The organism is Sphingobium sp. B11D3A (assembly GCF_025961695.1).
GTDB lineage: Bacteria > Pseudomonadota > Alphaproteobacteria > Sphingomonadales > Sphingomonadaceae > Sphingobium.
The window spans coordinates 826,909-848,229 of record NZ_JAOQOE010000001.1; the positions used below are offsets into that span (position 1 = coordinate 826,909).

A 21,321-nucleotide genomic window follows, 5' to 3' on the forward strand; every position below is an offset into this window, starting at 1 on the left:
AGCGTAGTCGAGAACCCCCAGGATAATACCGCCCCTATAGTGCTACCCGTGTCTCGACTTCAGCCTCTGGCTGAAGTTTATCCTGAGCGCCCGCCCTGCGGGCAGTCGAAGGGCTCGACACGAACGGAAGGCAGAGTCGAACACACTAATGACTGACATATCCCGCATCCTCTCGGCCAAGGCGCCGCTCACCCTGTCCGGCGTGCCTGCGGGGTTCCTGCCGGTTCTGCTGGCGGACCTCGCCCGCGCGGCGAAGGAGCGCACCTGCTTCATCGCCGCCGATGGCCAGATGGCGGACGCGATAGCGCAGACCGTGCATTATTTCGCGCCAGAGCTGGAGGTGGTGAGCATTCCGGCCTGGGATTGCCTGCCTTACGACCGCGCCTCGCCTTCGCTGCGCGCGGCATCCGAGCGGCTGGCCGGCCTGCACGCCCTGCAGGGCACGCCTAAAGGGCCGCAGCTGGTCATCACCACCGTCAACGCTGTCACGCAGAAGACGCTGACGCCTTTCCGCATCCGCCAGATGGTCGCCCGCCTGGCTCCGAACGAGCGGATCGCCATCGACCGGCTGGTCAGCCTGCTTCAATCCAACGGTTATGTCCGCACCGATACGGTGCATGATGCCGGCGAATATGCGGTGCGCGGCGGCATCGTCGATCTCTATCCCTCGGGCGAACCCGGCCCGCTGCGGCTCGATTTCTTCGGCGACGAGATCGAGACGCTGCGCCGGTTCGATCCCGCGACCCAGCGCACCACCGGGGCGGTCGATGGCTTCATGCTGCTGCCCGCCTCCGAAGCGCTGCTCGATGAGGAGAGCATCAAGCGCTTCCGCAGCCGCTATCGCGAGATGTTCGGCGCGACCGCCACGGGTGACCCGCTGTATCAGGCGGTGAGCGATGGCCGACGTCTAGCCGGCATGGAGCATTGGCTGCCGCTGTTCGAGGAGCGGCTCGTCCCGCTCGCCGAACATCTGCCGGAGGGCACGCTGTGGATTCGCGAGGCCGGCACTGCTGGCGCGGCCGAGGCTCGCTTCGAGGCGATCCGTGATTATCACGCCAATCGCACAACCGCCGCGGCGGCCTCGCCGGGCAGCTATCGCCCGCTGCAGCCCGACCAGCTCTATCTGACTGCCGATCAATGGGCGCAAAGTATCGAGGCGCTACCGATCCACCTCACCTCCAGCTTCCACGAGCCCGAGAGCGCCCATGTGCTCGATTTCGGCGTGGACAGCGCCCGCGACTTCGCGCCGGAGCGGGCGCAGGGCGGCAATGTCTATGAGGCGGTGGCCAAGCATCTGGAACAAAGCCAGCGCAAGGGCCGCAAGCGCATCATCGCCAGCTACTCCATCGGCGCGCGCGAGCGGCTGAAGGGCTTGCTGGAAGACCACGGCGTGCGGGGGGTCACACTGGTCGATAGCTGGCAGGAAGCGCTCGGCGCGCCCGCGGGCCGCGTGGCGCTGGCCGTGCTGCCGCTCGATCACGGCTTTGCCAATACCGAACTGGAAGTGCTGACCGAGCAGGACATGCTCGGCGATCGTCTGGTGCGGCGTCAGAAGCGGCGCAAGAGCGCGGACGCCTTCCTCGCGGAACTCACCACGCTCACCCCAGGCGATCTTGTCGTCCATGTCGATCATGGCATCGGGCGCTATGAGGGCCTGACCTCGATCCCGGTCGGCAAATCGCCGCATGACTGCGTGGCGCTGGCTTATGCCGGCGGCGACAAGCTCTACGTGCCGGTCGAGAATCTCGACGTGCTCTCGCGCTACGGTTCGGGCGAGGATGCGGTGTCGCTCGACAAGCTTGGCGGCGAGGCCTGGCAACGCCGCAAGGCGCGGATGAAGGAGCGCATCCGGGAGATCGCCGGAGAGCTGCTCGCCACCGCCGCCCAGCGCGCCTTGCGGGCCGCCCCTGCCTATGAGGCGGAGAGCGCCGGCTATCCCGCCTTCGTCGACCGCTTCCCCTATGAGGAAACCGAAGATCAGGATCGCGCGATCAGCGATGTGCTGGACGATCTGGCCGCCGGCAAGCCGATGGACCGGCTGGTCTGCGGCGATGTCGGCTTCGGCAAGACGGAGGTCGCGCTGCGCGCCGCGTTCGTCGCCGCGATGGCCGGCGCGCAGGTCGCGCTCATTTGCCCCACAACCCTGCTCGCCCGCCAGCATCACCTCAATTTCGAGGAGCGGTTCCGCGGCTTCCCGCTCAAGGTCGGGCGCCTCTCCCGCCTTGTCGGCACCACCGAGACCAAAGCGACAAAGGATGGCCTGGCCGACGGCACCATTGACATCGTGATCGGCACCCATGCCCTGCTGACCAAGGGGCTGGAGTTCGAGCGGCTCGGGCTGGTGATCGTGGATGAGGAGCAGCGCTTTGGCGTCGTTCACAAGGAGCGGCTCAAGCAGCTCAAGGCGGACGTCCACGTCCTCACCCTCACCGCCACGCCGATCCCACGCACGCTGCAAATGGCGATGAGCGGATTGCGCGAGCTGTCCGTCATCCAGACGCCGCCGGTGGATCGCCTCGCCGTGCGCACCTATGTCATGCCGTGGGATGACGTGGTGCTTCGCGAGGCGCTGCTGCGCGAGCATTATCGCGGCGGGCAGACCTATTTCGTCGTGCCGCGCATCTCGGACATGCCGGACATGGAGGATTTCCTCCGAGAAAAGGTGCCCGAAGTGCGCGCCATTTCCGCCCATGGCCAGATGTCGGCCAGCGAGGTCGAGGAGCGCATGTCCGCCTTCTACGAGCGCAAATATGATGTGCTGCTCTCAACGACCATCGTTGAATCCGGTCTCGACATCCCGAGCGCCAACACCATCATCATCCATCGCGCGGACCGTTTCGGCCTCGCCCAGCTCTACCAGTTGCGCGGCCGCGTGGGCCGATCCAAGACGCGCGCCTATGCTTATATGACAACCCCGGCCGACCGGCTGACGACGGAAACCGCCGAAAAGCGGCTGAAAGTCCTGTCCGATCTCGATACGCTGGGCGCCGGCTTCCAGCTCGCCAGCCATGATCTCGACATTCGCGGCGCGGGCAATCTCGTCGGTGACGAGCAGAGCGGCCACATCAAGGAGGTCGGCTTCGAGCTTTACCAGTCGATGCTGGAAGAGGCGATCATGGAAGCCAAGGCGGGCGGTGCCGCGCTCGCCCCGGCACCGGACAAGTCCTCACCGCAGATCAATGTCGAGGCGCCGATCATGATCCCGGAGGATTATGTGCCGGATCTCGACCTGCGCATGGGCCTCTATCGCCGCATCAACGAGCTGGAGGACAAGGGCGCCATCGAGGCCTTCGCCGCCGAACTGATCGACCGCTTCGGCCCCCTACCGGACCCGACCCAGAATCTGCTGACGCTGATCGACGTGAAGCTCAATTGCCGCAAGGCGGGCATCGCCAAGATCGACATCGGCCCGCGCGGCGCGCTGGTGAGCTTCCAGAACGACCAGTGCCGCAATCTCCCGGGCCTCATCGGCTACGTTCAGAAACTCGGCGTCATCGCCAAGCTGCGGCCCGACAGCAAACTCGTCATCCAGCGCGCCTGGGGCGACCCCAAGGCACGGCTGAATGGGGCGCTGAAGCTGAGCCAGGGGTTGGCAAAGAGTATTGGGTGAAGGGCGGATTAGCGCGAAAGCGCGCGATGTGGGGCATGTAACGGGACGGCGCCGGAGGGTCGAAGCAGAGACACCGGCTGGGCAGCTTTCCTCGACGCTGAGGAGTCATCATGGCTCCTATCGATAGAAAAAAGCTGCAGATGCCGGCCTTCTTCTAGCTTCACCGTTCCTGCTGAGTAGGATCCGAGGTGCGCAGCAGGCGCGTATCGAAGAGCCGTATCGAAGCATCCCAGTGCACGGGCCGGTCCTTCGATACGCCGCTTCGACAAGCTCAGCAGCTACTCAGGACGAACGGAGGGAATTCCGACAATGGCGTCGCGCCTGATTAGTCCGTGTTCAACACCAACGTCGGACCACAGCCGTAGCCGCTTTGAAGCGGTGACGAAGGATCGGTGAACGACATGTTCTAGCGTGGGAAGCGGCCGCTCAAGCCGGAGCGCGTTTGTCGAAGAATGAACAAGGCTCAGGGATTTTGATAAGTGGGCTGAAATCAACCGTCCAAAGATCAAGTTCGTACAGATCCCCGTCTTGGTCCAGAATCAACCCAACCCTAACTTGCATCCCATCTTCGTCGTAAAAGCCGCAAGAGCCAGCCTCGCCTCCATATGTGCGTTCGAGCTTTTGCGATACAAATGACAGGCTTCCCATCCCGCCATCATCCATCTCCTCAACGAGAAGCTCAGGCGGTAGGGCGTTACTGCACTCGTTCACCTCCCAAAGGTAGGCAACCAACGCCCGCTCTTCAGGCTTAAGAGGGCGAGGTGCAGAGTGCATTTAACGTCAAATAAGGGATTCAATATTGACTGCAATGACATGGTATCTGGACAGGCAGGTTTTAAGATTGCCGATGATAGCTGACGTTCTTGCCACCAACCCACTTCACGGCCGCCCCTGGAAGCGTCCCGCCCGAGCCGTCCTACTCAATCCATAGCCCATGCGCCCGGTGCCAGTCTTCCAGCCCCTCGTCTGGATAGCCGTCGAAGCACTGGTCATCCGACCCGATCTGCGGCTCGACCCAATTCGCCTTTGATCCGAGCATCATGTGCACCAGCGACGGCGGCTTGGGCAAATCGCTGTCGATCGCGGAAGCGAAAGGGTGGAGCAGGTCGGGATACTCTGGGCTGAACACCCAGAGCGCGCTCGCGCAGGCCGGGCAGAAGTGCCGCTCGCCGGTGCTGACGCGGCATCCGCCCTCGCCCCCACCGCCGCCATCGTCCAGCGCAGCGTGATAGACGGCGGTCTCGCCTTCCACCTTGTGCGTGCGCTTGTCGGCGTGGAGATTGATGGCATAGCCGCCACCGCCGGCGGTCTTGCGGCAGATCGAGCAATAACAGCGCAGAAAGGGCACCGGCGCATGGCTGTCGACGGAAAAGCGCACGGCGCCGCATCGGCAGGAACCTTCGAGCTTGAGGGGCATGGCACGGTCCTCTTGTAGTGATCGTCTGTCAAGCTGAACCGCTGCCCTCCCCGCCGGTTCCCTCAGCGCCCATTGCGCGCTTCCCCTTGCGGCCACTTAATCCTTGATCTGCGCGCGCATCCTCCGCATGGCGAGCGCGCCCGGTGCCCGGCCCATGTCCGGTGGCCGCGTGCCCTGGCAGGAGATGTCCGCCCGTGATCGTTCGCAACCGCCTTGGCTTGCTCGAAGTGCTGTTCGCCTATCGCGGCACGATCATGCCGCATATCCAGCATCGGCTGGCAGGCATCGCCGTGGCCAGCGTGGCGGCCATTCTGGCAGCGCGCGCCTGGCCAGGGCTATTCGCGCAGATCAGCGGCATTCCATTCGCCCTGATCGGCCTGTCGCTCTCCATCTTCATGAGTTTCCGCAACAGTGCCTGTTATGATCGCTGGTGGGAGGGCCGCAAGCAATGGGGGGCGCTGATCATCGCGAGCCGCTCCTTCGCACGGCTCACGTCCTCGCTGCCTGAGGAGGAGCGCGCCCCGCTGCTCCGCGGCGTCTGCGGCTTCACCAACGGTCTTGCTGCCCGCCTGCGTCAGCACGACGAGGCTGCCGCGATCGGCCGGTGGGTGAACGATGGACCGTGGCGCACCTCCCCGAACCCGACCGACACCGTACTCTACGAGATGGGCGCGCACTGCCTGCGCCTGTCCGCAGACGGGCGGATCAACCCGATCCATCATTCGCTCATCGAGGGCCAACTCAAGGCGCTCAGCGATGTGCAGGCGGCCTGTGAGCGGATCGCCAGCACGCCGGTTCCGTTCACCTATTCGCTCATTCTCCACCGCACGACCTACGTCTTCTGCCTGTTGCTGCCCTTCGCGCTGGCGGGCTCGCTGGGCTGGTGGGCCCTCATTCCGGTGCTGGTGGCGAGCTATACCTTCTTCGGGCTGGACGCCTTGGGCGATCAGCTGGAAGACCCGTTCGGCTATGATCCCAACGACTTGCCGCTCGATGCGATGACACGGACGGTCGAACGCGAAATGCTCGCCCGCCTCGGCGCGACCGATCTTCCCGCACCCATCGCGCCTGACCAGCACATCCTGACCTGATCGCTCGCCCGTGCGTGGGACGACACGCCAGCCACCGAGACCTGAGATATTTGGCCGATCCGTGTTGACGTGGCTCGATTCGTTTCCTAAACGTTCTCCGTCCGTTCCATATTGGGGAACCACTCATGTTGACCGCCAAGCAACAGCAACTGCTCAGCTACATCAAGCAGCATCTCGATCAGGGTGGCGTCTCGCCCAGTTTCGAGGAGATGAAGGAGGCGCTGGACCTCAAGTCGAAGTCCGGCATCCATCGGCTGATCAGCGCGCTGGAAGAGCGCGGCTTCATCCGCAGGCTGCCCAATCGCGCGCGGGCGCTCGAAATCCTCAAACTGCCGGATGGTATGCCCGTGGCAGAGCGGACGGAAGAGCCGGCGGCGGCCACCAACGTGACCCCGCTGCGCAAGGCGGCCACCGCGCCGGCGCGGACGATCTCCATCGCCGCCAATGACGTGATCGAAATTCCGCTGCATGGGCGCATCGCTGCCGGTCTTCCCATCGAGGCGATGGAGAGCGACACCATGTTGCCGGTCCCGGCCGCGTTGCTGGGCGCCGGCGATCATTACGCGCTAGAAGTCTCCGGTGACTCGATGATCGAAGCAGGGATTTTTGACGGTGACTTCGCGCTGATCCAGCGGACCGAAACGGCGCGCGATGGCCAGATCGTCGTGGCCCTCATCGACGAGAATGAAGCGACGCTCAAATATTTCCATCATGACGGCCGCAAGGTGCGGCTCGATCCTGCCAATCGCGACCATGAGCCCCAAACCTATGAGGCGCGGCAGGTGCGCATTCAGGGCCGGCTCGCAGGGCTCTTGCGGCGCTATAACTGAGGCGGGCGATATGGGACGCCGGCTCTAGCGCGAGCCGGTGCCCGCGATCCAGGGATGGCGGCTGCGCGGGTCGTGGCCCGGCACGATCTCCCGACTGTCGAGCAGGATCAGTGCACCGCCCATGGCATTCAGCGCAGGCCGATCCAGCTTTGCCCAGCGCGGCACACATCCCGGCGGCAGGGGCCGGTCAGCGATCACAAGATCGGCCTGCGCGCAGGCGGCCACCAACTCGGGATAGGGAACGAGCAGGCGCGAGCGACTGATCAGCAGGTGAACCGGCGGCTGGTCAGCACGGCCCGGCAATGTCATCGCGCACATGTCCCGCGTGCATCCCGTGTCCGGCGCCTGCGCGAGGGACGCAAACTCACCGTCATAGGCGCTCGCTTCAGCCAGAGTCGTGCGAACATAGTCCCCGCTTCGGTCCCGCAGCAGTGCCATGCGCCCATCGCGCAGGCGCACCGCCACATGATGGCCGTCGGCGGTGACGAGCACGTCGGCGGACGGTGCCAGAAATGTCAGGAAAAAGCCTAGCGCCGTCAGAGGCAGGCCCCACCAACGCAGCGCCGTGTGCCAGAGCATCAGCCACAAGAGGCCGATCATGGCGAGCGCAAAGGCCAGTCCGCTGGAGACGGGCAGCGATAGCGTCGCAAAGGGCTGACTGGCGATAGTATGCGCAATCCACAGCAGGAACTTGAGCGCCACACCGACCACCCACCAGACCGGCGCCCCCAGCCCCACAGCGTCGAGCACCAGCGCGAGCACCTCAGCCGGCATCACCACGAAACTTGTGAGCGGAATGGCGATCATATTGGCCGCCGCGCCAAGCAGGCCCGAGCGATGAAAATGGGCAAAGGCAATCGGCGTCAGCACCAGCTCGACCAGCAGCCCGGTCGCCAGCAAGGCGCCGAGGCTGCGGGTCCAGCGCTTTATCCGCCCCTCGTCGCGTCGCTCGAACAGCCGCCGTGCGGGGGGATATTCGTAAAGCGCCACGATTGCGGTCACGGCAACGAAGCTCATCTGGAAGCTGGGGCCGATGACAGCCTCAGGCCAAAAGATCATCACGATCAGCGCGCCGGTCGCGATCAAGCGCAGCCCGATTGCCTCGCGGCCCAGAGCCATGCCCGCGATCACCAGCAAGGCGGCAATGCAGGAGCGGATCGTCGGCACCTGCGCCCCGGTGAACACAGTGTAGCCGATGCCCGCCGCGCCGCCCACGCAGGCGGCGATCATCAGCACCGGCCAGCGCAGCGCGAGGGCCGGCGACAGCGCAAGCAGACTGACCATGATGAGAATCACGCCGCCGATCAGCGCGGAGACGTGCAAGCCACTGATCGAGAGCAGATGGGCAAGCCCGCTGCGCCGCATCGCGTCCGCATCCGCCTCGCTGATCCAGTTCTGATTGCCCGTGGCGAGCGTGATCGCGATCGTCCCTTCCGGTCCCGGCAACCGCACGGCGATGTGGTGGGCGAGAGTCGCGCGCGCATCCCCGCCAGCGGTTGCCGCATCGAGGCGCTGCACTTTGCCGAGTGCCCGCCCGGTAGCGCCGAGGCCGGAAAAATAGGCCGTCCGCGCAAAATCATAAGCGCCCGGCAGGGCAGCCGGTGCAGGCGGCATTAGCCGCGCTCGGACGGCAATGCGGTCCCCTGCGGCAATCTCCTCTGCCATCTGATCGGGCGCCGCGTTGATGCGGACCCGCGCCGGCAGATCGGGCCGCGACAGCGGCGCGACCTCCAGCCGCACCAGTCCCCGGGCAGCCAAGGGCGTTGCCGAGAGGACTCGAGCCTCCATCTCCACCACCGCGGCGCGCGCAAGTGGCGGCTGCGCAACAAGAAGCGCTTTGGCCCAGATCAGCAGACAGCCCGCCGCCAGCAGCACCGCGCCAACGGCGAGCGCAGCGGGCAAGCGTCCTCCGCGCCCCACGGCGCCAAAGGCGGCGGCGACGCCCAGCCAGAAGGCGATCCACGCCATCCACTGCGGTGGCGCAGGCAGGGTGAACCAGGCGATAATCCCGGCGCCCAGCAGGATCGGCACCCACAGTGGGAGTTGCGCCCGCTCAGCCTCCAGCACCGATTCCGCTCGGGCATGAAGCCGTCCCAACCAGACACTGCTGCGGCGCAACAACGGTATTTGTCGAGCCGGAAAAGGCGTGCTAGGGGCATTCTCGTTCACTAGGAAACCCACCCGCGACATAAGGGAAAAGCAGGCATAGCGTGGCAGAAGGACGGAAACAAACAGGCACGGTCGTCACCCGCTTTGCCCCCTCGCCTACGGGATATCTCCACATTGGCGGCGCACGCACGGCGCTGTTCAACTATCTTTTCGCCCGTCACCACGGCGGCAAGTTCCTACTGCGCGTCGAGGATACCGACCGCGCCCGCTCGACCGAATCCGCAATCGAGGCGATCTTCGATGGCTTGAGCTGGCTGGGCCTTGCAGGCGATGACGAACCGGTCTTCCAGTTCGCGCGTGCGGCACGCCATGCCGAGGTCGCCAACGCCCTGCTCGATGCCGGCCATGCCTATAAATGCTTCGCGACTCCCGAAGAGCTGGCAGCCCTGCGCGAGCAGCAACGCGCCGCGCGTCAGCCGATGCGCTATGACGGGCGCTGGCGCGACCGCGATCCCTCCGAAGGCGGTGATGCCCCCTATGTCATTCGCCTGAAGGCGGCCCGCGAGGGCGAAACCGTCATCGAAGATGCCGTGCAGGGCCGTGTGGTCGTGCAGAATGCCGAGCTGGACGACATGATCCTGCTCCGCTCGGACGGCACGCCCACCTATATGCTGGCCGTCGTCGTGGACGATCATGACATGGGCGTCACTCATGTGATCCGTGGCGATGACCATCTCAACAACGCCTTCCGCCAGCTCGGCATCATCCGCGCGATGGACTGGCCCGAGCCGGTCTATGCGCACATCCCGCTGATTCACGGGCAGGATGGTGCCAAGTTATCCAAGCGGCATGGCGCCATGGGCGTCGATGCCTATCGTGACGAGCTGGGCATGCTGCCCGAGGCGGTGAACAACTATCTGCTGCGACTCGGCTGGGGTCATGGCGATGATGAGATCATCAGCCGCGAGCAGGCCGTCGAGTGGTTCGATCTGCCGGGCGTGGGTCGCTCGCCGTCGCGATTCGACCTCAAGAAGCTCGAAAGTCTGAACGGCCATTACATTCGCGAGGCCGATGACGGTCGCCTCGCTCTGCTCGTCGCCGAGCGGATGGATCCGCTGGACGACGATGCGGCGGCCCAGGCCCGGCTGCACCAGCTTGCGGCGATCATGCCCGCGCTCAAGCCCCGCGCCAAGACGCTGGTGGAACTGACCGACGGCGCCGCCTTCCTCTTCGCCAAGCGCCCGCTCACGGTCGAAGAGGCTGCCGCCAAACTGCTCGACGAGAATGCCCGCGCCCTGCTCGGCACTGTGGTCGAGCGGCTGGATGCGCTGCCCGATTGGTCGCTTGAGGCGCTTGAGGCCGCCATCCGCGCAATCGCGGAAGAGGCTGGCCTTGGCCTTGGAAAGATTGCACAGCCACTGCGCGTTGCGTTAACGGGTCGCACGACGTCGCCCGGTATTTTCGACGTGCTACTCCATCTTGGTCGGGACGAAACCTTGGGCCGCCTGCAGGATCAGGCCGGACTCCTCCAGGCTTCCGGGTCCGGACCACAAATTTGAGCAATAAGGGGTGAAGGAATGAGCGACAGCACAGTCAAAATGACCGTCGAGGGCAAGGATCTCGAATGTAAGGTCGTCGAAGGTTCCGTCGGCCCTAAGGTCATCGACATTCGCAAGCTCTATGCCCAAACGGGCATGTTCACATATGATCCCGGCTTCACCTCTACGGCGAGCTGCGATTCGGCGCTGACCTATATCGATGGTGATGAGGGCGTGCTCCTTCACCGCGGCTATCCCATCGATCAGCTCGCCGAGCAGTCGAGCTTCATGGAAGTGGCCTATCTGCTGCTGCGCGGCTCGCTCCCCTCAAAGGACGAGTTCGAGCTGTTCGAGCGGACGATCACCCGCCACACGATGGTGCACGAGCAGCTCTCCACCTTCTTCCGCGGCTTCCGTCGCGATGCGCACCCCATGGCGATCATGTGCGGCGTGGTCGGCGCGCTGTCGGCCTTCTACCACGACTCCACGGACATCACCGATCCGCACCAGCGGATGATCGCAAGCCACCGTCTCATCGCCAAGATGCCGACGCTCGCGGCCATGGCCTACAAATATTCGGTCGGTCAGCCTTTCGTCTATCCGAGCAATGACCTGAGCTACACCGGCAACTTCCTGCGCATGACCTTCTCGGTCCCGGCTGAGGAATATGTGGTCGATCCCGTCGTAGAGGCGGCGATGGACAAGATCTTCATCCTGCATGCCGATCACGAGCAGAACGCCTCCACCTCGACCGTGCGCCTGGCCGGCTCCTCGGGCGCCAATCCGTTTGCATGCATTGCGGCGGGCATCGCCTGCCTGTGGGGCCCGGCGCATGGCGGCGCCAACGAAGCGGCGCTCAACATGCTCCGCGAGATCGGCACCGTGGATCGCATCCCGTCCTACATCGCACGCGCCAAGAACAAGGACGATCCGTTCCGCCTGATGGGCTTCGGCCACCGCGTGTACAAGAACTACGATCCCCGCGCGAAGGTGATGCAGGCGACCGCCAAGGAAGTGCTGGACAAGCTTGGCGTCAGCGACCCTATCTTCGACGTCGCCCGCGAGCTGGAGCAGATCGCGCTGCACGACGAATATTTCATCGAGAAGAAGCTCTACCCGAATGTGGACTTCTACTCGGGTGTGATCCTGTCGGCGATCGGCTTCCCGACGGACATGTTCACGGTGCTCTTCGCCCTCGCCCGCACCGTCGGCTGGGTCGCGCAGTGGAACGAGATGATCTCGGACCCAGAGCAGAAGATCGGCCGTCCCCGTCAGCTCTACACCGGCCCGACGCAGCGCGATTATGTCCCGATGGACAAGCGCTGAGCCTCAGCTGGCTTATTCACGGATTAGTAAAAGGGGCGCCCGAAGCGCCCCTTTTTTTCTTGCCGGTCAATTTCGAAAACCAAGCCGCGCCGCAATGGGCGCGGAAGCTCAGGCGGCTTTGCGGGTCTTGGCAAGCTTCTTGAGCAGCATGTCCCGCTTCAGGCGAGACAGATGGTCGATGAACAGAATGCCTTCGAGATGGTCCATCTCGTGCTGCAGGCAGGTCGCGAGCAGCCCTTCCAGCTCTTCCTCATGAATCCGCCCCTGCCGATCCATCCAGCTGGCGCGGATGCGCGCTGGCCGCTCGACCTCGGCATATTGATCCGGCACGGAGAGACAGCCCTCATTATAGACCGAGCTTTCCGGAGACCCATCAAGGATCTCCGGATTGATGAACACCAGCGGATTCTTGACCGGCGGTGCGCCTTCCTCATCGGACTCGGGCTCCTGCAGATCGATGACCAGCACCCGTTTGGGCACGCCGACCTGTATAGCCGCCAGCCCGATACCCGGCGCATCGTACATGGTGTCGAACATGTCATCGATCAGCGTCTGCAAATCATCGTCGATCGCCTCGACAGGCGTCGAAATCGTCCGCAGAATCGGGTCCGGGGTCTCAAGGATCGGTCTAATGGCCATGCTGTCCAGATATGGAAGCCAAGGCGCGAGATCAAGCCGTTGTTAACGCTTTGTTCCGATCAGGCTGATCGAACGCGGCAGGATCTGCCCGCGTATCCGCCCCTCAACTGATCGGCCGCCGCGCCCGCAGCGCCTGCGCCAGGGTGCCCTCATCGAGATAATCGAGTTCGCCCCCGACGGGCACGCCATGGGCCAGTTGCGTCAGCCGCACCGGATAGGACTCCAGCCGCTCTGCGATGTAATGGGCCGTCGTCTGCCCCTCCAGCGTGGCGTTCATCGCCAGCACCACTTCATCGATGCCGCCATCGGCGACGCGTTGGACAAGGCTGGCGATCGACAGGTCTTCCGGCCGCACGCCATCCAGCGCGGAGAGCCGGCCACCCAGCACATGGAACCGCCCCGGAAACAGGCGCGACTTTTCCAGCGCCCAGAGGTCCGCCACATCCTCCACCACGCACAAAGCGCGGGCATCGCGGCGGGGATCGGCGCAGATGGCGCAGGGATCGATGGTGTCGACATTGCCGCAGACCGAACAATGCACCATCCGCTCGCTCACGCTTTCCAGCGCGCGCAGCAGCGGCACCATCGCCGCATCGCGCCGCTGCAGCAGATGCAGCACCGCCCGCCGTGCCGAACGCGGGCCAAGGCCGGGCAGCCGGGCAAGCGCCTGCGTGAGCGCGTCGATCTCTGGCGAGGACATGACTGCCAAATAAGGGCTTGCGCTGCGATGATACAAGCGTTTCAGAGGGCCGCATGAAAGAGCCTTTGCGGATCGTCTTTATGGGAACGCCGGATTTCGCGGTACCGACGCTCGATGCGCTGACCGCGGCCGGCCATTCCGTCGTGGCGGTGTATACGCAGCCACCCCGGCCGGCAGGTCGGGGCAAGGCGCCTCGCCCGAGCCCGGTGCAAGCCAGAGCGGAGGCGCTGGGCCTGCCGGTGCGAACGCCCCTCTCCCTGAATGACGCGGCGGAACAGGACGTCTTCGATGCTTTCGAGGCGGACGTCGCCGTGGTCGCCGCCTACGGGCTGATCCTGCCGATCCCGGTCCTCCATGCCCCGCGGCTCGGCAGCCTCAACGTCCACGCCTCCCTGCTCCCCCGCTGGCGCGGCGCTGCACCGATCCAGCGTGCCATCCTCGCAGGCGACGAGCGCATCGGAGTCACCATCATGGCGATGGCCAAGGGTCTCGACACCGGGCCGATGCTGGCGAAGGTCAGCACGCCCGTGGACGGCAAGACCGCCGGCGCGCTGACCGATGAACTGGCGCATGTCGGGGCCGCGTTGATGGTCCAGGTGCTCGATCAGATCGGAGCCTATCCGCCGATCGTCCAACCCGAGGATGGGGTGACCTATGCGGCCAAGATCGACAAGGCGGAGAGCCACCTCGATTTCACCGCCGGGCCGGTCGCGGCCGAACGGCAGGTTCGCGCCTTCAACCCCGCCCCGGGCGCATGGTTCGCGCACAAGGGCGAGCGCTACAAGGTTCTGGCTGCCTCAGTCGATTCTCAGCCCGGCCCCGCAGGAACCGTGCTTGACGAGGGTCTGCTGATCGGGTGCGGTGAGCAGGGCTCGCTGCGCCCCACCCTCATCCAGCGCGCCGGCAAGGGCGCCATGGCAACCGCCGATCTGCTGCGCGGCACTGCCATTCCGGCCGGCACCCTCTTGGAATGACCCGCTTCGCTTTCACGGTCGAATATGACGGGCGACCCTATATGGGCTGGCAGCGCCAGGCCCATGGCCCGAGCGTGCAGCAATGTATCGAGGAAGCGCTGGGCCGCATCGCCGGCGGCGCGCCGATCGTCCATTGCGCCGGGCGGACTGACGCCGGCGTCCATGCCCTCGGCATGCGGGCGCATGTCGATCTGGACAAGGCGATCACGCCTTTTCGGCTGATGGAAGCGCTCAATGCCCATCTGCGGCCCGAGCCGATCGCCATTCTGACCTGCCACATCGTGCCGGAGGATTGGCACGCCCGCTTCTCCTGCGTCGCGCGCGCCTATGAGTATCGCATCCTTAACCGCCGCGCGCCGCTCACATTCGAGAGCGGCCTTGTCTGGCGTGTGCCACAAGTGCTGGATGCCGAGCGGATGCACGAGGCCGCGCAGGCACTGGTCGGCCGACATGATTTCACCACCTTCCGCTCCGCGCAATGTCAGGCGGACAGCCCCCACCGCACCCTCGCCCGTCTTGATGTCGTGCGCGTCGGCGAGCGCATCACCGTCCACGCCAAGGCCCGCAGCTTCCTTCATCATCAGGTCCGCTCGATGGTGGGCTGCCTTGCCTTGGTCGGCACTGGCACATGGTCGCCCGATGACCTCAAGGCGGCGCTGGACGCGCGCAATCGCGCGGCGCTGGGGCACAATGCCCCGCCGGACGGCCTTTATTTCATTGCGGCGGACTATCCCCTAACCGCCTGACAACACATTGTTAAAGCTCCCGGGCGCAGATTGGATGCTCAGATGGACATGCGAGCGGTGTCGTGAGGCAGGCTAAGACATGGAATTGGGGTATCTTCAGGCTGAACATATGGCGCTGCTCGAGCTGTGCCAGCAAGTCACGAGCCCGGCGACGCAGCGATCCGGCGCGGAGGTGGGCGAACTGATCGCGCTGCGCAGCAAGTTGAACCGCATCTTGATCCGCCATCTCGCCAAGGAGGACAAGCACGTCTATCCGGCCCTGCGCGCCAGCGGCAACGGCAGGATCGCCACGCTCGCCTCGCAATATCATGCAGAGACCGGGCATCTGGGCGATCTATGGGCCGATCTGATGAAGGCCTGGCCAGACTGTCGGATTTTCCAGGAGCCCGAGGCCTTTCGCGCCGCCCTCAGGCCCGCGCTGGAGGCTCTGGTCGACCGCATCCAGCGGGAAGAGCAGATGCTCTATCCGGCCTATCTGGAGTCGCAGGGCCTGAGTGGGATCGGGATTGCGCCCGATCAGGCATCAGCCGCCTGACGCGCATCAATCCTCTTCGACCAGCAACTCGGCGGCCGGGGCATGGCCCAGAAAGGCCGCCGGGCTGGCGCTCGCGCCATAGGCGCCGGCCATGAACAGCGCGACGAGATCGCCGACCGCGACAGGCGGGAGCATCACAGCATCGCCGAGCCGATCCAGCGGCGTGCAGAGGCACCCGACCACATGGACCGGCTCGCTCGCCGGCGGCTCATCGAAGCGGTTTGCCAGCGCAATCGGGTAATTGCGGCGGACCACCGTACCGAAATTGCCGCTGGCCGCGAGCTGATGATGCAGGCCGCCATCCACCACGGCGAAAGTCTCTCCGCGGCTTTGCTTCACGTCGATCACGCGGCTGAGGTAAATGCCGGCTTCCGCCACCAGAAAGCGCCCCAGTTCAAGCGCGAATCGGCTCTCGCGCAGGATCGCGGGACGGTCGGCCAGCAGACCGCCCAGCCCGTCGCCGATAATGGAGAGGTTAAGCGGCGCATCACCGGGGAAGTAAGGCACCCCGAAGCCACCGCCGAGATTGACCAGCGGCGGGCTTAGCCCCACCTCCTCCGACAAGCGCGCGACCAGATCCATCGTGGCCGACTGGGCCGCAACGATGGCGTGCGCATCCAGCGATTGCGACCCCGCAAAGACATGCCAACCGCGCCATTCCGCTCCTGCCGCGATCAGGTGGCGGGTCAGTGCGGCCGCACGATCGGCATCCACGCCGAAGGGCCGCGCGCCACCGCCCATCCGCATGCCCGAGCCCTTCAGCTCGAAATCAGGATTGACGCGCACCCCGAGCCGGGGCCGGATATTGGCGCGTGCAGCCAGCGTGAGTGCGCGCTCGGCCTCGCCTTCCGACTCCAGGTTGATCGTCACGCCCGCCGCAAGGGCGTCGCCCAGCTCCCGGTCGGTCTTGCCCGGCCCCGCGAAGCTGATCCGGCTGCCGGCCATCCCGGCTACCCGCGCCATCTCCAGTTCTCCGGCGGAGGCAATGTCGAACCCGTCCACCAGCCCCGCCATGAGTGAGAGAAGCGGCGCGAAGGGATTGGCCTTCATCGCATAATGAAGGTCGACCCCGGCCGGCATGGCCGCCCGCAGAGCCGCCACGCGCTGGCGGAGCTTGCCGGCGTCATAGAGAAAGGCCGGCGTCTCTCCGATCTGATCGATCAGCGCGGCCACGCCCTGTCGGCCGACGAGCAGCATGCCCCCCTCGCTCTCATAGCCAGGCGGAATCGGCCCCATCGGCTTGGGCTTGAGCGGCGTCATGCGCCGCCCTCCCCGGCCAGCGCGGCGAGCGCCACGCGGTCGATTTTGCCATTGGGGTTACGCGGCATCTGCGACAAAATCCTGATCTCCGCCGGTTGCATGAAATTGGGCAGCGTCTGCCGCAACTGCGCGGACAGACGCTCACCGAGCGAGCCGCGATCGGTCTCGCATAATGCCGCTTCCGCCCGCACGAACAGCACGATGGCCTGGCCAAGGCGCTCATCCGCGCGACCAAGCGCACAGGCTTCGGCCACGCCCGCGACGGCCACCGCCGCCTCCTCTACCTCGCTGGGACTGATGCGATTGCCGGCGCTCTTGATCATCGCGTCGTCCCGGCCGACGAAGCGCAGCAAGCCCTCGCCATCGCGCACCACGGTGTCGCCGGACCACACCGCCATGCCACCATAGGTAGACGCTGCCGGCGCCGGCTTGAATCGCTCCGCCGTCCGTGCTGCATCCTGCCAATAGCCTTGCGCCACCAGCGGGCCGCTATGAACCAGTTCGCCAGGCTCATCATCGTCCGTCAAAGTGCCATCAGCCCGCACGACGAGCACTTCCGCGTCCGGTATCGCCTGGCCGATACTGTCCGGGTGGCGATCCAGCAGGTCGGGAGGGAGATAGGTGGAGCGAAACGCCTCGGTCAGCCCGTACATGGCGAACACGTCCACACCGGGGAATGTCTCGCGCAAGCGTGCGATCAGCGGACGCGTGAGCGCCCCGCCGCTGTTGGTGAGGCGGCGCAAGGCAGCGCGCGCCTCTGGTGGCCAGTCGATCTCGGTCAACTGCACCCAGAGCGGCGGGACGCCGGCCAGCGTCGTGATCGCGTGCCCGGCTGCGACTTTCGCGACCTCCCGCGGCAGCAGATAATCCAGCGGCACCACGCATCCGCCGGCCCACCATGTCGAGAGCAGCTGGTTTTGCCCGTAGTCGAAGCTGAGCGGCAGGAGCGCGAGAGTACGGTCCGTCGCATCGAGACCGAGGTAGCCGGCCACTGACCGCGCGCCAATCATCAGATTGGCGTGGCTGAGCATCACGCCCTTGGGTCGCCCGGTCGAACCCGATGTGTAGAGAATCTCGGCCAGATCGTCGGGGCGCCCCGTGCCGGGCGGCAACGTCGCGGCGTCCGCATCCTCCATCGCAGCGAGCAGCGCGGCCTCTTCCACGCGCGCCACAGCCTCAGCCAGATCGCCTGGCTCCAGCGTCCCCAGCCGCGCGGGCTGTGAGATCAGCATCGCCGCGCCGCTATCCCGCACGATATGGGCAACCTGCGCCCGCTTGAGCAGCGGATTGATCGGCACATAGACATGCCCGGCCCGCACCACGGCCAGAGGCAGCAATGCCGCCAGAAGGCCCTTGGGCAGCCACGCCGCCACCCGACTGCCGCCGGACGCGCCTGCCCCCTCCATACGCGCGGCGAGACAGTGCGCGAGCCGCCCCACCATCTGCTCCATCGTCGCATAATCGATCGCGCCGAGCTTGCCCGCCAGAGCAATGGCAGTCGGATCGCCCTGCTGTGTCAGATGGTCGAGGGGCGGTAGCATCCTCCGCCCATATCATGTTCTTTCAAGGCATGAATAGGCGCGCGCGTTGCGAACGTGGATCGGCCGCAACAGTCGGGCAAGATCGGCCCGGCCCCGCATCGCCATGCTTTCCAAAATGATATCGACCCGCTAGGGGCCCGATGATGCAGACGAGCCAGGATCGAGAGGGCAATGGCGCCTCCAACAGCGCGGCCAGCGATGCGTTGCGCGCATCGCTCGTGGATGTGCTCGGGCTCTCCCCGCAGCGTGTCGATCTGTTCGACGCCGACACGGGTCTGTTCGGGTCGCTGCCGGAACTGGATTCCATGGCTGTCGCCACCTTGCTGACCGATCTTGAGGATCGGCTCGATATCGTCATCGATGATGATGATGTGGATATGGACAGCTTCGAGACATTCGGCAGTCTGGCCGCCATGCTGAGCCGCAAACTGGACAGCCGCGCCGCCTGACAGGCGTACTCCTCCGTATCCGCTTTTCGCACGTAGCGCTGCACCGCGTCATCGGTTTGCATCAAATGCAATCGCTCCGCCGCTTTTTGCGTTTGTGAGCCATGGTGCAGCGCAGCACTATGACCACGGAAGAACATGGGATGCCGAGCAAGGCTCTTTTGCAACTGACAAAGGAGACTGTTCGTGAAAAATGCTTTTTTTGCCGCCGCACTGCTTTCGTTTGCCGTCGTCACACCCGGCCACGCGAAAGAGGCTGAGAAGACCTTCACGCATGAAGGCGTCAGCTACACCTACACCGTCACCGAACTCGGCGACAGCCGCCGGGTGATCGAGGGCCGCGCAACGCCCGGCTCGACCTTCCGTCTCACCGTCGCCAAGGGCCGCGTGATCGGCAGCGCCAACGGCATGCCGGTATCCTTCCGCGTGAAGGATGCGGTCCTGCTGAACGAGACGCCGCTGACCAAGGTTGCCTCGCGCTAATCGCGCCGCGTGACCCGTCTGGGCTCGCGCTCAGGCTCAAGACAAAGGAAAGCCGGGCAGACCTTCGCGGTCGCCCGGCTTTTCACATTCTAGTTCACCGTGATGCCGCGATCAGGCCGGCACATGCTCGCGCTGAGATTCAAAGTCGGCTTCCGCGAGGAACCGCTCGGCATCTAGCGCCGCCATGCAGCCCATGCCGGCCGCCGTCACCGCCTGACGGTAGATCTTGTCCGTCACGTCGCCGGCCGCGAACACGCCCGGAATGCTGGTACGGCTCGTGCCTTTCTCGACGACCAGATAGCCTTCATCGAGCGGCAGCTTGCCCTCGAACAGCTCGGTTGCCGGCTTGTGCCCGATGGCGACGAACGCGCCGTCCGTCTCGATATGGCTCTTCTCGCCCGTCTCGGTATCGATCAGATCGACACCGACGAGACCTTCCGGATCGCCACCGCCGACAAACCGCTCGACGGCCTTGTTCCACACCACCTTGATGTTGGGATGGGCGAACAGGCGATCCTGCAGGATTTTTTCCGCGCGCAGACTGTCGCGGCGGTGGATCAGCGTCACATCATGGCTGTGATTGGTGAGGTACAGTGCCTCTTCGACTGCGGTGTTGCCGCCGCCGATCACCACCACCTTCTTGCCGCGATAGAAAAAGCCATCGCAGGTCGCGCAGGCCGAGACGCCCTTGCCCTGCAGGAGATGCTCGCTCTCCAGCCCCAGCCACTTGGCCTGCGCGCCGGTCGCGATGACCAGCGTATCGCCATAATATTCGGTGCCGCCGTCGCCAGTCAGCTTGAACGGGCGCTTGCTGAGGTCGACGTCGACGATCTGGTCGTACATCATCTGCGTGCCGACATGCTCGGCCTGCGCCTGCATCTCTTCCATCAGCCACGGGCCCTGAATGACCTCGCGGAAGCCGGGATAATTCTCGACATCGGTGGTGATAGTCAGCTGACCGCCCGGCTGCATCCCCTGCACGACAATCGGCGCCATGCCGGCGCGCGCGGCGTAGATGGCGGCCGAAAGACCGGCCGGCCCGGAGCCGAGAATGATCATGCGCGAGCTGTGCGTGGCGGTCATGGGTCGATGTCTTCCTTCGCGGAGAGATAGGGTTGTTTATGCGCCAGCACGGGGTGGCGATTGTCATTCGCATTTAGGGTGTGCGACGCGGAACTCAATGCTTGGGCGACGAGGTTGGGCTTTTCCAACCTCCCCTCCTCTTTAGAGGAGGGGCCGGGGGTGGTGGCGATGCGCCAGCATCACACCCGCGGTGGATAACAGAAGCGTTGCTGCACCACCCCAACCCCTCCTCTGAAGAGGAGGGGCTAAAGTCTTCAGGATCCCGCGCCGATCATCGAGGGCAGCGAATCAAAGCCGGACTTCAGCACCTCTCCCCATTGCCGGGAAATGGTCGAGAATTCCGGGTCGTCTGCTTCGATTCGGCGACGGACGCTGAACTCATATTGATCGCGTGGGATGATGCTCAGATCGAGCGGCATCCCGACCGACAGGTTGGAGCGCAGCGTCGAATCCATGGAGACGCATACCGCCTTGGCAGCATCCGACAGCGACGTGGTCGGCTTGATCATCCGGTCGAGGATCGGCTTGCCATATTTGTGCTCGCCGATCTGGAAGAAGGGCGTGTCCGCCGTCGCTTCGATGAAATTGCCTTGCGAGTAGACCAGGTACAGGCGGGGCTTGCCGCCCTTGCGCTGCCCGCACAGCAGGATGCTGGCACTCAGTGAGGGGCTGGTGCCGCTCATCCCCTCTCGCATTTCCTTCTGAACCGCTTTCATCGCCTCGCCGACCAGATGCGCGGCGCGGTGCATGGTGGCGCAGTTCAGCAGGGTCTCGACCTCGGGATTGTCGACCGCGTCCTTCATGGCGCGGGAGAGCTTGGTGCGCACTTCCTGCGTGACCGAAAGGCTTCCGGAACACAGCAGCGCAATCGCCCGCTCGCCGGGGCGCTCATAAGTGAAGGTCTTGCGGAACATGCCGATATTGTCGAGCCCGGCATTGGTCCGCGTGTCAGAGAGCATCACCAGGCCGGCCTCGACCCGCAATGCCACGCAA

The 21,321-nt window shown here is 65.0% G+C and carries 20 protein-coding genes; 10 read left to right on the forward strand and 10 right to left on the reverse strand.

Features of this window, described 5'->3' with window-relative positions:
• Positions 1–148 precede the first annotated feature (148 nt).
• Entirely contained in the window at positions 149–3,610 is a 3,462-nt protein-coding gene (gene mfd / locus M2332_RS03980; RefSeq protein ID WP_264573057.1) for a transcription-repair coupling factor, read from the forward strand.
• A 426-nt stretch (positions 3,611–4,036) separates the two neighbouring features.
• Here mfd and M2332_RS03985 read toward each other — a convergent pair whose 3' ends face one another.
• A complete protein-coding gene (locus tag M2332_RS03985) occupies positions 4,037–4,384 on the reverse strand; it encodes a DUF6984 family protein (protein WP_264573058.1) in 348 nt (115 codons plus the stop codon).
• A gap of 142 nt (positions 4,385–4,526) precedes the next feature.
• Positions 4,527–5,027 (reverse strand): GFA family protein, encoded by a 501-nt coding sequence (locus M2332_RS03990; protein WP_264573059.1) that lies wholly within the window; start codon positions 5,025–5,027, stop codon positions 4,527–4,529.
• A gap of 194 nt (positions 5,028–5,221) precedes the next feature.
• Between M2332_RS03990 and M2332_RS03995 the strand changes: the two genes are divergently transcribed.
• Together M2332_RS03995 and lexA are read left to right on the forward strand one after the other, a co-directional pair.
• The gene (locus M2332_RS03995) at positions 5,222–6,118 is read left to right on the forward strand and encodes a bestrophin family protein (protein WP_264573060.1); all 897 of its coding nucleotides are present in this window, start codon (positions 5,222–5,224) and stop codon (positions 6,116–6,118) included.
• 125 nt (positions 6,119–6,243) lie between these two features.
• Entirely contained in the window at positions 6,244–6,948 is a 705-nt protein-coding gene (gene lexA / locus M2332_RS04000) for a transcriptional repressor LexA (protein WP_264573061.1), read from the forward strand.
• 24 nt (positions 6,949–6,972) lie between these two features.
• Here the strand turns inward: lexA and M2332_RS04005 are convergent, their stop codons facing one another.
• Entirely contained in the window at positions 6,973–9,066 is a 2,094-nt protein-coding gene (locus tag M2332_RS04005; RefSeq protein WP_264573062.1) for a ComEC/Rec2 family competence protein, read from the reverse strand.
• Positions 9,067–9,158: 92 nt separating this feature from the next.
• Here M2332_RS04005 and gltX point away from each other — a divergent pair, with 92 nt between their 5' ends.
• Positions 9,159–10,616 carry a glutamate--tRNA ligase gene (gene gltX, locus M2332_RS04010; RefSeq protein WP_264573063.1) on the forward strand — a complete coding sequence of 486 codons (1,458 nt, stop codon included), beginning with the start codon at positions 9,159–9,161 and terminating at the stop codon, positions 10,614–10,616.
• Between the two features lie 18 nt (positions 10,617–10,634).
• Positions 10,635–11,921, forward strand: coding sequence for a citrate synthase (locus tag M2332_RS04015; RefSeq protein WP_264570636.1), 1,287 nt, complete (start codon positions 10,635–10,637; stop codon positions 11,919–11,921).
• A 108-nt stretch (positions 11,922–12,029) separates the two neighbouring features.
• Here the strand turns inward: M2332_RS04015 and def are convergent, their stop codons facing one another.
• Positions 12,030–12,560: a peptide deformylase gene (def, locus tag M2332_RS04020; RefSeq protein WP_264573064.1), complete on the reverse strand. Its 531-nt coding sequence runs from the start codon at positions 12,558–12,560 to the stop codon at positions 12,030–12,032.
• A gap of 103 nt (positions 12,561–12,663) precedes the next feature.
• Positions 12,664–13,260 carry a recombination mediator RecR gene (gene recR / locus M2332_RS04025; protein WP_264573065.1) on the reverse strand — a complete coding sequence of 199 codons (597 nt, stop codon included), beginning with the start codon at positions 13,258–13,260 and terminating at the stop codon, positions 12,664–12,666.
• Between the two features lie 65 nt (positions 13,261–13,325).
• On the opposite strand from recR, the gene fmt reads away from it, so the two are divergent.
• The 3 genes from fmt (at position 13,326) to M2332_RS04040 (ending at position 15,515) form a co-directional block, all read left to right on the forward strand.
• Entirely contained in the window at positions 13,326–14,234 is a 909-nt protein-coding gene (gene fmt / locus M2332_RS04030; protein ID WP_264574888.1) for a methionyl-tRNA formyltransferase, read from the forward strand.
• Complete coding sequence (truA, locus tag M2332_RS04035; RefSeq protein ID WP_264573066.1) at positions 14,231–14,980, forward strand: tRNA pseudouridine(38-40) synthase TruA; 750 nt, start codon at positions 14,231–14,233, stop codon at positions 14,978–14,980. Before fmt ends, truA begins: the two co-directional genes overlap by 4 nt.
• Before the next feature lie 79 nt (positions 14,981–15,059).
• Positions 15,060–15,515, forward strand: coding sequence for a hemerythrin domain-containing protein (locus tag M2332_RS04040; RefSeq protein WP_264573067.1), 456 nt, complete (start codon positions 15,060–15,062; stop codon positions 15,513–15,515).
• 6 nt (positions 15,516–15,521) lie between these two features.
• On the opposite strand, the gene M2332_RS04045 is transcribed toward M2332_RS04040, so the two are convergent.
• Together M2332_RS04045 and M2332_RS04050 are read right to left on the reverse strand one after the other, a co-directional pair.
• The gene (locus M2332_RS04045) at positions 15,522–16,775 is read right to left on the reverse strand and encodes a pyridoxal-dependent decarboxylase, exosortase A system-associated (RefSeq protein ID WP_264573068.1); all 1,254 of its coding nucleotides are present in this window, start codon (positions 16,773–16,775) and stop codon (positions 15,522–15,524) included.
• Complete coding sequence (locus tag M2332_RS04050; protein WP_264573069.1) at positions 16,772–18,316, reverse strand: acyl-CoA ligase (AMP-forming), exosortase A system-associated; 1,545 nt, start codon at positions 18,314–18,316, stop codon at positions 16,772–16,774. The genes M2332_RS04045 and M2332_RS04050 overlap by 4 nt, the downstream gene beginning before the upstream one ends.
• Before the next feature lie 143 nt (positions 18,317–18,459).
• Between M2332_RS04050 and M2332_RS04055 the strand changes: the two genes are divergently transcribed.
• Positions 18,460–18,765, forward strand: a complete 306-nt coding sequence (locus M2332_RS04055; RefSeq protein ID WP_264572267.1) for a phosphopantetheine-binding protein — start codon at positions 18,460–18,462, stop codon at positions 18,763–18,765.
• Positions 18,766–18,948: 183 nt separating this feature from the next.
• Positions 18,949–19,245 (forward strand): hypothetical protein, encoded by a 297-nt coding sequence (locus M2332_RS04060; protein ID WP_264570643.1) that lies wholly within the window; start codon positions 18,949–18,951, stop codon positions 19,243–19,245.
• Positions 19,246–19,356: 111 nt separating this feature from the next.
• Here M2332_RS04060 and trxB read toward each other — a convergent pair whose 3' ends face one another.
• The 3 genes from trxB to M2332_RS04075 all read right to left on the reverse strand — a co-directional run bounded on the left by trxB (position 19,357) and on the right by M2332_RS04075 (position 21,317).
• Complete coding sequence (trxB, locus tag M2332_RS04065) at positions 19,357–20,328, reverse strand: thioredoxin-disulfide reductase (protein WP_181559950.1); 972 nt, start codon at positions 20,326–20,328, stop codon at positions 19,357–19,359.
• Positions 20,325–20,456: a hypothetical protein gene (locus M2332_RS04070; RefSeq protein WP_264573070.1), complete on the reverse strand. Its 132-nt coding sequence runs from the start codon at positions 20,454–20,456 to the stop codon at positions 20,325–20,327. Before M2332_RS04070 ends, trxB begins: the two co-directional genes overlap by 4 nt.
• 126 nt (positions 20,457–20,582) lie before the next feature.
• Positions 20,583–21,317: a peptidase gene (locus M2332_RS04075; RefSeq protein ID WP_264573071.1), complete on the reverse strand. Its 735-nt coding sequence runs from the start codon at positions 21,315–21,317 to the stop codon at positions 20,583–20,585.
• Between the last annotated feature and the right edge of the window lie 4 nt (positions 21,318–21,321).